Below are 13,829 nucleotides of genomic sequence, written 5' to 3' on the forward strand. Positions count from 1 at the left end.
TTGCTCTGTTCATATTAAAAAACCACCGAATCGGTGGTTTTTCATTAAAATTTAATGTACTGCTTCTGCTGAGGACTCTTTATGATCATCATCTTTGGTTTTGGCTAAATTTTTACCCTTGGTTTTCTGAGGATTATTTTTATGTGACTGATAGTAGCAAGCAATTGCAATTCCAGTCCCTAATAATGCTACGGTCTTTAACATGATGTACCTCATACTGAATTGAATAACGTCTATTAGGAATAACATCAAATTTCTAATAAAGTATTTCGATATGTGAGTTATGCAAGTTTATGTGAAACTTTATTACATTTGATTTCAAAGATTCAGATAAATCATCGAAATTTCAGTCTTATGGCTGATTTAATCTATTTCGGTATTTAACCAAACAGTCACATGGTAAGTTTTTATTATGAGATTTTAATTCCATTTAATCATTTTAAAATTATCGAGTATCGATCAATCAACACAGATCAGAAATCATTCTTTAACTTTCGATACCTTTTATATTACCTTTTATTTTCGTTCACCCATATAAAAAGCCCATCTTACGATGAGCTTTTCTAAAACATTGATTACGATTTATATCGCAATACGATAAAGTTGATTTTGATTAAGATAGAAAGATGAACCATCAATATTAAATTGACGATCGTCACCAGATTCTAATTCAATCTTTTTCCCTACTTCGACCCAACTCATACCAGTACGGTTGCTTTGTTGTCTTTTTAAAGGAACGATCTTTACGCGAATTTCATCGCCATTTACTGCAGAGGCTATTGTCCAGCCATTTAAAATATTCATTTTTTCACTCAATTGTTTTGAGCTTTTGCAAACAGAGAAGTATTTAACTATTAAGACCAACAGATATATTTTTGGAACTAACGATAAGAAGGCATCTAACCTTAATTTAAACTTTTGATATTTACATCAGCTTGATATTGCAGAAGTCAGAGTTGAAGCCAACCTTCAAGTCTTGCTTATATATTAAGCACATCTGCTTTAGTATTTTTCATAATACGCTTATTCAGCAGATTATGCAACTTAAATAACATTTTATTATTTTAAATTAAAAGTTCTTCTTTATATAATGGCTTTGTGATGTTTATGTACAGGCCTAGATTTAAAGATTTTCTATATCACCATTTAAAACAACACCATACAAATATTTGATATTTTTATAAATATATTTTGTCGATATAAACTCAGTTTAGCCAACATATCTCCACATATGGCTCTCACAACTACCTTAGTGTAAGTGGATTAAAAGGCTATTATTCAGACTCACTTCACAGTTAAGAAGATTATAATGTCATTTAAAAGTTTTTCGCAAAATTCAACTCAAGCAAATTCTGATACTAAAAATGCTGAGCAAACTCCTGCTAAAGATGCACCACAAGCAACTCCCGGTGTGACACCGCCGAATCCAAATCAGGACAATAATCAAGTTAAACCAGCTGAAGAAAATAAACCTAAATAATATTAACGTTTAATTTATACAGCTTTATCTAAAAACTTACCGATACTTGGTAAGTTTTTTTTATTGTGTGTCATATAAATTTAGACGTTAACTACTAAAATATTCAGTTTTCTTCATGATGTAAAAAAGCCCACAATAGTGCGGGCTTTTTAGATCGGCATGCTGCGATCTCATGCTCAGCGTTAACTGCTTAGGTTTTAAATCTATTTAGAGGGAATACGCAATTCCTGTAACAACCTAAACACTTCCGTTTCGCTTACGGATTCGATCAAAGCTAAGTTAACACAGATCAGCAGGTGAAAGCGGATAAAATATATTTGATTACGCTTTATTTATTCAATCCTCATAATTCTAAATTCAAATCATAAAGTTTTATCAATATAAGGCCAAAACTCTTAGTGAAATTTAAAATACAGGTGCTCGTTCAAGTCTGAATAAATCACTTAATTGTTTGATTTAATAAATAAACTATATTTATTGTCAGTATTTCGTTTTTTGTGCTTTTGAATCATAGATGGGTATCCTACCGTGGGGCGACATGGATGTCGCCGTTGGGCGGGGGTATATGAGCAAAAATAAAGCACTGCTTTGTTTGCAGCGCAAGAGCCCTGTTAAACGAAAGATTTTTGTTACTTTTGATCTTTCAAAAGTAAGGTATCGCCTACGCAAAGATATTTAAACTTTAAATATAAAGTGTGGCATTGCTAACTTTTTAATCAAATAACTTTTACATACTATTGATTAAATTAAAAATATTGATTACGGATAATTATATTATTGTGTCTGAGTTTTTTGACAGGTTGACTATAAAAAGCCCCTTACTCTGCACTTTACAAAGAATCTTTTAGTTTAATTTTAACCATCTACTGTAAATACGGTAAGAGACCAATAATCTCAAAGAAGATTTAGCCATGCTTAGCCTACAAAGCGTAAGCCCACACCCGGTTCAGTCACAATATATTTGGGTTGTACCGCATTATCATTCAGTTTTCCACGCAATTTGGCCACCAAAATTCTTAAATAGTGGGTATCTTCCTGATGAGTAGGACCCCATAAATCACTGAGAATTTGTGGTTGAGTAATCAACTGCCCTTTATGTTGCGCCAATAAAGTCAGCAATTGATATTCCTTACGTGTCAGTGAAATCAGTTGTTGGTTAAGAAACACCTGTCTTTGGGCAAAATCAATTTTTAAAAATCCATCATCAAAAAAAGCGGACTCTACAGCAATATTTTGAAATTGTCTGAGTAATACACGGATCCGTGCCATCAGCTCCTGAACACTAAAAGGTTTCGTCACATAATCATTGGCGCCAGCATCCAGTAATTTAACTTTTTCCTCCTCATTAGAACGAACCGACAAAACAATCACAGGGACATGTGACCACGCTCGCAACTCAGACAAAACTTCTAAACCATCTAAATCAGGTAGCCCTAAATCTAAAATAATTAAATCAGCACCTTGCAAAGCCAAAAGCTCTAAGCCCTTTTGACCATTTTCAGCCAGTAGGGTTTTATACCCTTGTGCTCTAAGCGCAATATCGAGAAACTTACGAATTTGAGTTTCATCATCAATAATCAATACATTGGTCATGGAACTTGTCGATACATTATGTTCTGGCATGCTTTTTCCTAAAATCAATATGTGCGCTTATCCAATCTGCTGAATTGGCAATTGCATACGGATGCAGGTGCCTTGATTATTCTTGGCTGAAGATGCCGAAATTTTACCCATATGTGCACCAATGATGGCTTTAACAATGGTTAAGCCCAATCCCGTACCATACTGCCCGCGATCACCACGTTCCATAGTATAGAACATATCAAAAATTCGCTCTCGTTCATCTTCTGGGATACCCAAACCTTGATCGCTAATTGAAATTTCAATTTCGTTTTCATTGAGTTGTAAAACTTTAATCGTTACCGCTTTATTTTCTGGAGAAAACTTGGCTGCATTTTCCAACACATTAAAAATCGCTTGTTCAATCAAAGCCGCATGCACAAATAGGCTCAATGTTTGTTCTGGTAAATCCACTTCAACAAGACTATGCGGCATATAACGTTTTAAACGGCGTACCGCTGAACCAATCAACTCATCGACACCAATCCAATCTCGTTTAAGACTTAAACCTTCATGGCCTAAGCGTGTCATATCCAATAAATTCTGAATATAACGATCCAGCCGTTCGCCTTCTAAATGAATCGCCTCCAACAAACTATCTTGATCTTGTTCATCCATCGAATGCCGATAATTACTCAAAGTATCAGCTGCACCAATCATAGAGGCTAAAGGTGAACGTAAATCATGAGAGACGGAGGATAACAAGGCCGAACGCAATCTCTCTGTTTCTGAACTGACATTGGCGATTTCCAATGCTTTAGTGAGTTGGGTTCGAGAAATCGCTTGAGCAATATATTCAACCATGGTTTCAGTCAATTGCTTCTGTTCTGTATTTAAAACCGATACATTTTTAAGAAACTTAACCCCGACTACACCAAAACACTGCTTAGACGCCAATAATGGTAAAAACCACCAATCATTTTCAGTCAAGGTTTGGGTAAACCGTCCCGATGGTTGATGGTTCTTAAATGTCCAATCTGCTGAAATTTTTTCTTTACTGTTAATCACCTCAAGTGATGACGTTGACGATTCTGGGAAATAAAACCAGATTTCGGCATTTAAGTTTTTACTTAAACTGTTTTCTGCAATCTCCTGCACTTGCTTTAAATCAATTGCGATAGACAGCTTTTGACCTAAATCCTGCATAATGCTGTTATAGCTATTGGCAGCCTTTAAAGCAGTCACTTGTTCTCTCAGTCTTGATGCCAAACGGCTTGAAATCAACGCTGCGCCTAAAAAGGCAACCACGGTTATCACGCCCTGATGTGCAGAAATTTGCAAAGTGAATTTGGGTGAAATAAAGAAAAAGTTATAAGCCAAAAAGAACAACAGTGCCGAAAATACCGCAGCCAGCATGCGTGTCTTAGATGCCACAAAAACTACAGCAGTGATAAATATCACCGAAAGCTCTTCGATTCCTAAATACTTTTCACCTAAGCTGGCAATCACAATACTGACCACTGTGGTTGATATAACGAATAATATTTCTCTAAGATTTAGAAATGAATGCGTATCCTGAAAAAATGATTGCTGGCGATGTTCTGCAAGAATCGGGACGATACTCAATTCAAAACTTGGCTGGTACTTAAGTAATTGATCAACAAAATTTACACCCCATACGTTTACACCCCATACAAAGGCTTTACGATGCGATTGTGCCAACACCAAGGTTGAAATCCCTCGATCCATCACATAATCAAACAACGTTTTTGCATGTTGTTGACCATAAAGGATTTCCGTCATCCCGCCCAATTGACGGGTGAGGTTTAAAGCGCGTTCAATTTCTCGACCAGATAAATTGTCTTGTTTTTCGGTTATTTTTGAATCTTTAGAAAAGACCACTACTGTCCAATTTGCCTGCCGATTTTCGGCAATACGACAACCTGCGCGAACCAAAGCCTCCGCCTGCCCATTGCCCTCAATCATAATTAAAATATGATTTTTTAAAGGAATGGGGACTAGCCCTTGTATAGCAAAATTTTCTCGAACATCGGTATCGACATGACTGGCAACCGTTTGCATTGCCAATTCACGCAATGCGGTCAGATTTGAACTGTTGAAGAATCGTTGTAATGCCTGTTCAGCTTGCTCAGGCACATAGACTTTGCCCTGATTTAAACGTTCAAGTAATTCATTAACAGGTAAATCAATTAATCGAATATCACGGATCCGCTCAAAGACCCGATCAGGTACGGTTTCAGTCACCCGAATACCCGTAATTTGATAGACCACATCATTTAAACTTTCGAGATGCTGAATATTCATTGTGGTAAATACATCAATACCCGCATCCAGTAATTCGTTAATATCTTGCCAGCGTTTTTCATGACGACTATTTGGCATATTGCTATGTGCAAACTCATCTACTAAAACAATACTGGGTTTGCTTGCCAGCACAGCATCAAGATCCATTTCTTCAAGAACATGCCCTTGATACTCAATCGTCTTTCTTGGAATAATCACCAAACCTGAGATGAGGTTTTCAGTTTCAATGCGACCATGGGTTTCAACATAGCCAATCACAATATTGATCCCTTGCAAGGCCAGTTCATGCGCGCGCACTAACATTGCAAAAGTCTTCCCCACACCAGGTGCAGCCCCTAAAAATATAGTAAGGCGCCCAGATTGATAACGCTGAGTGTGTTGCAGTAAAACATCTGCTTTATTATTTCTATAATCGCTCATCGCCGTCTGCTTGTTTAAAAATTACATCACTGTGGTGTTTCTTTGCGACCATTCAATACAGCAAAAAACACAGGCCAGCAAAGAAACACAGAAAAAACCGTCGTTTGATTTAGCTTGAATCATCTGCAATATCAAAGAGGGAATATTGTAAATTTATAAGAGAATAAAATCTCAATAATGCCCGCTTTTCAAAAATCATAGAGAATCAATTACATCAACACAGATTCATTTTGCATTGATGATTGCAACCCCTTTATTGAGTTCCAATTTGATCCAAAGCCAAATTTAATTCAAGTACATTGACTCTGGCTTGCCCTAAAATTCCAAATGTCGGTTGTATACTATTTTCTTGCAGCAACCTTAGCACATCCTGTTCAGGCAAATGTCTTGCTTTGGCAATGCGTTTTACTTGAATCATTGCAGATTGCACACTGATTTCAGGATCAATTCCGCTGCCTGAAGCCGTGACCAAGTCCGCAGGAATCGCGCTTTTTTCAATGTGATCCTGTATTGCAATTTTGTTTAAACGCTCCTCTACTGCTTTATGTAAATCAGGATTAGTTCGTGCCATATTACTTCCTGCCATGGCCATTGGATCATAATTGGCAGCAGAAGGTCGTGGATGGAAATATTGCGCTTGTACAAAAGGCTGTGCAACCAGTTTAGAACCGACAACTCGGTCATTTTCTACGATCAAACTGCCATTGGCTTGTTGATCAAAAAAAACTTGTCCCAGCCCTGTTGCCGCAGCACTGTAGACAAAGCCACAGAGACCCAATGCGACAATGGTTAATCCCAGCGATGCCCGTGTTAGTCCAGCGAATGATGACTCAACCAATCGATTATTTTCAGTATTCATTTTAATCATCCTCAAAATTTCTAAAGCGCCAATAAAGGGCTGATCATCAGATCAATCAGCTTGATCGCAATAAATGGCAACAACACACCACCCACACCGTAAATCAGCATATTTCGACGTAACAATTGCGTTGATGTTGAAGGCTTAAACTTCACTCCACGTAAAGCAATTGGAATCAATAATGGAATAATGATGGCATTGAAAATCAGTGCTGAGAGAATTGCACTTTCTGAACTTCCCAAGCGCATCACATTTAAGGCTTGCATTTGAGGAATGGCTGCAACAAATAAAGCAGGTAAAATGGCAAAGTATTTGGAAACGTCATTGGCCAATGAAAAGGTGGTCAATGCACCACGGGTAATTAACTGCTGTTTACCAATCTCAACGACAGACAATAATTTGGTTGGATCTGAATCCAAGTCCACCATATTGCCCGCTTCTTTTGCAGCCTGTGTCCCTGAGTTCATTGCCAAACCAATATCCGCTTGTGCCAAAGCAGGTGCATCATTGGTTCCATCACCAACCATAGCAACCAAATGACCTTTATTCTGTTCATGACGAATACAATTTAACTTATCTTCAGGTTTCGCTTCAGCGATGTAGTCATCGACACCTGCTTCAGCTGCAATGGCAGCAGCAGTCAGCGGGTTATCCCCTGTGACCATGACCGTTTTTATACCCATTTCACGTAAGCGAGCAAATTTTTCCTTGATGCCTTGTTTAATCACATCTGAAAGTTCAATCACCCCCAGAATATTTTGATCCTTTGCCACCACTAACGGCGTTGCACCTTTTGAAGCAACCTGTTCTACCCGCGTTTTAAGCTCACTATGATGTTCAATATTCTGTGAAGCGAATTTAACAATCGCATCTACTGCCCCTTTACGGATTTGCTGACCACTGAGTAAATTTACACCTGAAATTCGCGTTGCGGCATTAAAGGCAATAAACTCGGCCTGTTCAGGTTCAACAATATGTTCACCTTGCTCTTTTGCCAAAACCACAATGGATTTACCTTCTGGTGTTGGATCTGCAAGTGAGGTCAATATCGCAGCTTGCCGTAGTTCCGACTCAGTCACCCCAGTCAGTGGGAAAAATGCTGTTGCCTGACGATCACCATAGGTGATGGTTCCTGTTTTATCGAGTAACAATACATCCACATCACCCGCGACTTCGACAGCTTTACCTGATTTGGCAATCACATTGGCTTTTAATGCCCGATTCATCCCCGCAATACCAATTGCAGGCAACAAGCCACCAATGGTGGTTGGAATCAAACACACCAATAAAGCCACCAATAAAATCGGGTTAATTTCAATTTTTAAGAAATGCCCAATAAAAGGTAAACTCACCACCACCGCGATAAAGGTCACGGTCATCACAGTCAGTAGAATACCTAGTGCGATTTCGTTTGGTGTTTTTTGACGATTGGAGCCCTCAACCAAAGCAATCATTCGGTCAAGAAAGCTATTACCTGCTTCGGCCGTCACCTGTACCACGATACGATCCGTTAAAACCTTAGTTCCCCCAATCACACCGGACTTATCGGTACCTGCTTCACGTAAAACTGGCGCTGACTCACCGGTTACCGCAGCTTCATTAATGGTCGCAAAACCATGAATAATCTCACCATCCGCAGGAACAAGTTCCCCTGCACGGACTTCAATCAGATCATTCATTTTTAATAAAGTTGCAGCGACTTGTACGCCTTCTAGATCATCCTTAGCACTGAGTCGACGTGCGGTTAAGTTTTGACGTGCTTGTCTTAAGGAGGAGGCTTGACCTCGACCTTTGGCTTCGGCAATCGCTTCAGCATAATTGGCAAATAATACAGTGATAAATAAAATCAAGGTCACCGCTAAACCAAATACAGTATCGGCTTGGCCCGTTAAAGTACTGACCAATGTGATGAGGGTACCCAGCCATACGATCGCCATCACTGGATTTTTAATCGCATGTTGTGGTAACAACTTAATCAAGGCATTTTTCCAAGCTTCACCTTGGAATAAAGTTGATGATTTATTTTGCGTAGATTGTTTTGAATGGTTCATATTATTCACCCTAGCCTTGTACCAATAACAGCTGATCAGCGATCGGTCCTAAAACAAGGACTGGCATAAATTGTAATAAGGTCAACATCACCACAATGGCAATCAGGGTGAAAGCAAAGGTTGGTGTTTCCACTTTTAAACTACCACTGCTTTCAGGAGCTTGACGCTTTGCAGCTAAACGCGCAGCAATCATTAAAGGAATGATCAATGTTGGAAAACGTCCAAGCAATAAAGCAATCACACAGCTCACGTTCCACCACACAGTATTGTCTGCTAAACCTTCAAAACCAGAACCATTATTGGCAAAGGCCGAAACATACTCATACAACACTTGCGAAATGGCATGGTATTGCGGATTACTATTGCCTGTAAGTTCTGGGAAAAACAAAGCGATTGAGCTTAAACCGAGAATCGTAATTGGCTGAATCAAAATCACCACAGCAAGTAATTTAATTTCCCCTGCTTCGATTTTGCGGCCAAATAATTCAGGTGTACGCCCTGTCATCAGACCTGCAATAAATACAGCCAAAAACAGATAGATCATAAATTGCTGTAAGCCACAGCCGATCCCGCCCCAAATCGCATTAACTAGCATATTCGCCAGCGCCACTAAACCTGTTAATGGCGATGCAGAGTCATGCATCATATTGACGGAACCATTGTTGACCTGTGTGGTTATGGCGGCCCACAATGCGGAAGATGCTTCACCAAAACGCACTTCCTTTCCTTCCATGGCATAAATTTGCATCGCGGTAGATGACAGGCTTTCAGACCAAATTGCCGCCGTGGCTGAAACAACCGACATCAGCAACATTGAGCCAAAAACAAAACCAGCAAATTTTGCGCGTTTGGTTAAAAAACCCAACATAAAAATCACGGCGACAGGAATAAGTAAAATCGCAATCATTTCTAAGAAATTTGAAAATGGTGTTGGATTTTCCAATGGCACACTACTGTTAGGTCCATACCACCCCCCACCATTACTGCCCAATTGCTTAATCGCAACCATCGGTGCAACAGGACCCAGTGGAATTTTTTGAGTTTTTAATTCAGTGGTTTGATCAATCACTTGAACTTCTGGACCACCTTGAAAAGTTGATGGCACACCTTGGCTATTGAGTAATAATGACCAAATCATGCATAGCGGAATTAAAAACCGAAAGGTTGGACGAATCACATCGGCCCAATAATTACCGACATTGATTTTTTCAACTTTATTTTGAAAGCTTAGGTTTTGATCTGCTTCTGACAAAGCATTCGATTGCGGATAAAACAAGGCACGGACAGTTGCGACCACCATTGCCAAGCCCATCATTGGCGTAATGATTTGCAATCCAACAATACCAACCATCTGTGATAAATATGACAGTTGCGCTTGACCTGAATAATGCTGTTGGTTGGTATTGGTCAGAAATGAAACCATAGTATGCAGGGCTAAATCCCATGACATATTTGGCGCATTATTTGGATTGAGTGGCAAACTTGCTTGGCACATAAACAACAGCCAAGTGACCAATCCGATGACGATACAACTCGCGACAAAGCTGAGTGAATAGGTTTTTGCATTCATCCCTTGATCAGGATGTGTACCCAAAACACGATAAATCGGTTTTTCAATCCAGTTAAAAATTGGATCAATTTTCATCTCTCGGTTTTGCATAATACAGGCAAGATATTTCCCTAAAGGAAAAGCCAAAAGCACCACAATCACCAAGACTAAGATAAACTCTAACATGACATTCCCCCCCAACTTGATTGGCTCAAATTAAAAATGTCGATATTGCAATGATTTATATGTTTTTGAAGTACGCATAATTTTGGATGCTGTACTTGTTGATGCGCTATATATTTAGCACTCATCTTTTTCATCCTAAACGCTGGGATATTCCACAACTCAGTATCCGAAAATACCCCGTAAACTCTCTATTTACAGTCAGATCAGCCGCGTAAAAATTTCGTAAAATTTTGTCTTTTTTGATTTATAAACAGCGTTAAATACATTACAAAGGTTCAAATTTTAGAACGCTTGTTTATTTTATTTATGGAAAATTTTGAACTGCTTAAAGCATTGTTTTTGGGGTTAATCGAAGGTTTAACTGAATTTTTACCGATTTCAAGCACAGGACATCTGATCTTATTTGGTCATCTCATTGATTTTCACTCAGATTCGGGACGTGTGTTTGAGGTGGTGATTCAATTGGGTGCTATCTTGGCCGTATGTTGGCTGTATCGACAAAAAATTATCGAATTAATTCGCGGCTTTTTCTCAGGCGATGTTGCAGCCAGACGTTTTGCGATTAATGTTTTAGTTGCATTTATTCCTGCGGTGGTGATTGGGGTCTTAGCAGTAGATTTTATTAAACAAGTGCTATTTAGTCCTTTGGTTGTGGCTTTTGCTTTAATCATCGGGGGCTTCATTATTTTTGCTGTAGAAGCCAGAAAGTTTGAACCTAAAACTATTGAAGCCACTGACATTACCTTAAAACAGGCAATTTTAGTTGGATTTGCCCAATGTCTTGCCATGATTCCGGGAACATCACGTTCAGGCGCCACCATTATTGGCGGGATGTTGTCTGGTTTATCACGTAAAGCGGCAACTGAATTTTCTTTTTTCCTTGCAATGCCAACCATGTTAGGTGCTGCAACCTATGATTTAATTCGAAATGCAGATGTTTTAACCTCAGACAACCTGATTAATATTTCAATAGGGTTTGTGGCTGCATTTATTGCTGCGCTTTTGGTGGTCAAAGCTTTGGTCAAATTTGTTGAAAAACATACGTTGAGAGTGTTTGCTTGGTACCGTGTGGTATTGGGTATTATTTTACTGTTTGTATTTTTATAATTATGTGAATTGAAAGCAGCTAAATTTAAATCTGCCTATGTTTTTTTATCGTATTGACCCACTTATCTTGTGGGTCTTTTTTTATCTCTTAAATATAGTCAACCTATCAAAAAACTCAAAAAACTCAAAAAACTCAAAAAACTCAAAAAACTCAAAAAACTCAAAAAACTCAAAAAACTCAAAAAACTCAAAAAACTCAAAAAACTCAAAAAACTCAAAAAACTCAAAAAACTCAAAAAACTCAAAAAACTCAAAAAACTCAAAAACAAGAATATAATTTCTCTTAATCAATATTTTTCAATTAAATTAATTACATAGAAAATTAAATTATTTGATTATAAAAAAGCTTGCAATGCCACACATTACGTTCAAAGTTTAAATAGCTTTGCGTAGGCGATGCCTCACTTTTTGCAGGGGATGCCAAACCTTACGCTGCAAACAAAGCAGTGCTTTGTTTTTGCTCATGTTAGGCGAGGGGTACGTCCTGTACCCCCGCCTAACGGCGATATCCCTGTCGCCCCACGATAGGATAACCATCTAGGATTCAAAAGTACAAAAACCGAAGGAATAATCAATAGTTTCTAAAAATTCATACAAAAACATGAGCTTCATTTATGATCAGTGATTTGATATAAATCACTTGTATGAATAATTAAGTGGTTTGACTATAAGATGAGGGCGATTTCATCTTGCTCTATGGATTTTAAAAGGCCTTATATAAAGAAGCCTAATATTTAACAGGAAATGTTAAAGACTGAAAAACCAGACTAAAATCCTTATGCTGTCTATATATAGACAAAGGATCACTTAGATAAAGCCACTCAATTGTTTATATATTTGATCGGGCCTTGGATGATCTAATTTTTAAGTATTTTCATCTTCAGAAATATCTTCAAAGTGTTTTTCATCATTAAAACCATTTTCATAACCAAAGTCATTTTGGCTATCAAATGAATATTCACGATCATTTTCAAAGGTATTGTAACTGTGTTGATGATCAAATCTTGCAAGAGAGGCTTTGATCAGAGGTGGATCAGGAAATTTGAACAACACTTATAAGTGATATTTTGCTCCCCAAATGATGTTATAAACATCAATATATGGAGTATTTTATGGCACGTAGACCAAGAAGAAATCATTCAAATGATTTTAAAGCTAAGGTAGCACTTGCTGCGATTAAAGCAGAAAAAACACTTGCTGAATTGAGTGCTGAATTTGATGTTCATCAAAACCAAATTATCGACTGGAAAAATCAACTGATTTCAGCTTCCTCGCAAGCTTTCGATCAATCAAAAGCTCCAACAGAACCACCCATCGATCTAAAAAAACTACATGCAAAAATCGGTGAGCAGGCATTAGAAATTGATTTTTTAGAAGGTGTGTTGAAGAAACTGGGCCGCTTCAACCACAAAAGTTAATCGATGACTCACTTCAGATTTCAGTATCTAAGCAAGCTCAGCTGCTGAAAGTCTCCCGTGGTTGTTATTACTATCGCCCAAAACCTGTGAGTGCATCAGATCTGAAGCTGATGCGGTGTATGGATGAGTTACATATGCAATACCCTTTTGCAGGTAGCCGTATGATGCGTGATTTGTTGAATCGTCAAGGACATCATATAGGACGACGTCATACACGTACTTTAATGAAGAAAATGGGCATTAATGCGTTATATTGCAAACCAAATTTAAGCCAGGCTAATCAAGCTCACCGCAAATATCCATATCTGCTCAAAGGATTGGCTATTCAGCGCAGTAATCAAGTGTGGTCTACGGATATAACGTATATCCCTATGGCAAAAGGCTTTGTTTATTTATGTGCTGTGATTGATTGGCATAGCCGCAAGGTACTTGCGCATAGAGTATCGATTAGTATGGAGGTTACATTTTGCATAGAAACATTAAATGAAGCTATTGAAAAATATGGTCGACCTGAAATATTTAATACAGACCAAGGCAGTCAGTTTACCAGTGATGCATTTATTGATGTATTGAAATCAAATGACATCCAAATCAGCATGGATGGTAAAGGTCGATGGGTTGATAATGTGATGGTTGAACGATTATGGCGGAGCGTTAAATATGAAGAGGTGTATCTCAAAGCCTACAGCAATGTTTTGGATGCGAAGAAGCAATTAAACGCATATTTTGAATTTTATAATTTGAAACGACCTCATTCGAGTCTGGACAAAATGACTCCAGATGAGTTTTACTATGACCAGCTACCACAACAAAATAAGGTAGCTTAACTAGAGCAGAGTATCACTTATAAATAAGCTTTTAGTTGTTCAAACAT

The 13,829-nt window shown here is 38.1% G+C and carries 11 protein-coding genes; 3 read left to right on the plus strand and 8 right to left on the minus strand.

What is annotated here, in order from left to right:
• Positions 1 to 51 precede the first annotated feature (51 nt).
• Entirely contained in the window at positions 52 to 204 is a 153-nt protein-coding gene (locus L3V46_RS15050) for a hypothetical protein (protein WP_004819938.1), read from the minus strand.
• A 378-nt stretch (positions 205 to 582) separates the two neighbouring features.
• Positions 583 to 804: a hypothetical protein gene (locus L3V46_RS15055; RefSeq protein WP_004722098.1), complete on the minus strand. Its 222-nt coding sequence runs from the start codon at positions 802 to 804 to the stop codon at positions 583 to 585.
• 505 nt (positions 805 to 1,309) lie between these two features.
• On the opposite strand from L3V46_RS15055, the gene L3V46_RS15060 reads away from it, so the two are divergent.
• Entirely contained in the window at positions 1,310 to 1,480 is a 171-nt protein-coding gene (locus L3V46_RS15060; RefSeq protein WP_171077820.1) for a hypothetical protein, read from the plus strand.
• A gap of 915 nt (positions 1,481 to 2,395) precedes the next feature.
• Here L3V46_RS15060 and L3V46_RS15065 read toward each other — a convergent pair.
• The 5 genes from L3V46_RS15065 to kdpA form a co-directional block, all read right to left on the minus strand.
• A complete protein-coding gene (locus L3V46_RS15065) occupies positions 2,396 to 3,103 on the minus strand; it encodes a response regulator (protein ID WP_034618127.1) in 708 nt (235 codons plus the stop codon).
• A gap of 27 nt (positions 3,104 to 3,130) precedes the next feature.
• The gene (locus tag L3V46_RS15070; protein WP_239046140.1) at positions 3,131 to 5,785 is read right to left on the minus strand and encodes a sensor histidine kinase KdpD; all 2,655 of its coding nucleotides are present in this window, start codon (positions 5,783 to 5,785) and stop codon (positions 3,131 to 3,133) included.
• Positions 5,786 to 6,038: 253 nt separating this feature from the next.
• Positions 6,039 to 6,644, minus strand: a complete 606-nt coding sequence (kdpC, locus tag L3V46_RS15075; RefSeq protein ID WP_239046141.1) for a potassium-transporting ATPase subunit KdpC — start codon at positions 6,642 to 6,644, stop codon at positions 6,039 to 6,041.
• Positions 6,645 to 6,664: 20 nt separating this feature from the next.
• Positions 6,665 to 8,695, minus strand: coding sequence for a potassium-transporting ATPase subunit KdpB (kdpB, locus tag L3V46_RS15080; protein WP_239046142.1), 2,031 nt, complete (start codon positions 8,693 to 8,695; stop codon positions 6,665 to 6,667).
• 10 nt (positions 8,696 to 8,705) lie between these two features.
• Positions 8,706 to 10,430 carry a potassium-transporting ATPase subunit KdpA gene (gene kdpA, locus L3V46_RS15085; RefSeq protein WP_239046143.1) on the minus strand — a complete coding sequence of 575 codons (1,725 nt, stop codon included), beginning with the start codon at positions 10,428 to 10,430 and terminating at the stop codon, positions 8,706 to 8,708.
• A gap of 306 nt (positions 10,431 to 10,736) precedes the next feature.
• Between kdpA and L3V46_RS15090 the strand changes: the two genes are divergently transcribed.
• Positions 10,737 to 11,537 (plus strand): undecaprenyl-diphosphate phosphatase, encoded by an 801-nt coding sequence (locus tag L3V46_RS15090; RefSeq protein WP_004819927.1) that lies wholly within the window; start codon positions 10,737 to 10,739, stop codon positions 11,535 to 11,537.
• A gap of 864 nt (positions 11,538 to 12,401) precedes the next feature.
• Here L3V46_RS15090 and L3V46_RS15095 read toward each other — a convergent pair.
• Positions 12,402 to 12,590 (minus strand): hypothetical protein, encoded by a 189-nt coding sequence (locus L3V46_RS15095; protein ID WP_239046144.1) that lies wholly within the window; start codon positions 12,588 to 12,590, stop codon positions 12,402 to 12,404.
• Between the two features lie 59 nt (positions 12,591 to 12,649).
• Between L3V46_RS15095 and L3V46_RS15100 the strand changes: the two genes are divergently transcribed.
• Positions 12,650 to 13,782, plus strand: a protein-coding gene (locus L3V46_RS15100) for an IS3 family transposase (RefSeq protein ID WP_225367773.1) whose coding sequence is annotated in 2 segments (ribosomal slippage) — positions 12,650 to 12,902 and positions 12,902 to 13,782 — 1,134 coding nt in all. Because the reading frame shifts where the segments join, the coding sequence is not laid out codon by codon here.
• Positions 13,783 to 13,829: the final 47 nt, after the last annotated feature.

It is taken from the genome of Acinetobacter sp. AG3 (genome assembly GCF_022343575.1).
Taxonomy (GTDB): Bacteria; Pseudomonadota; Gammaproteobacteria; order Pseudomonadales; family Moraxellaceae; genus Acinetobacter; species Acinetobacter guillouiae.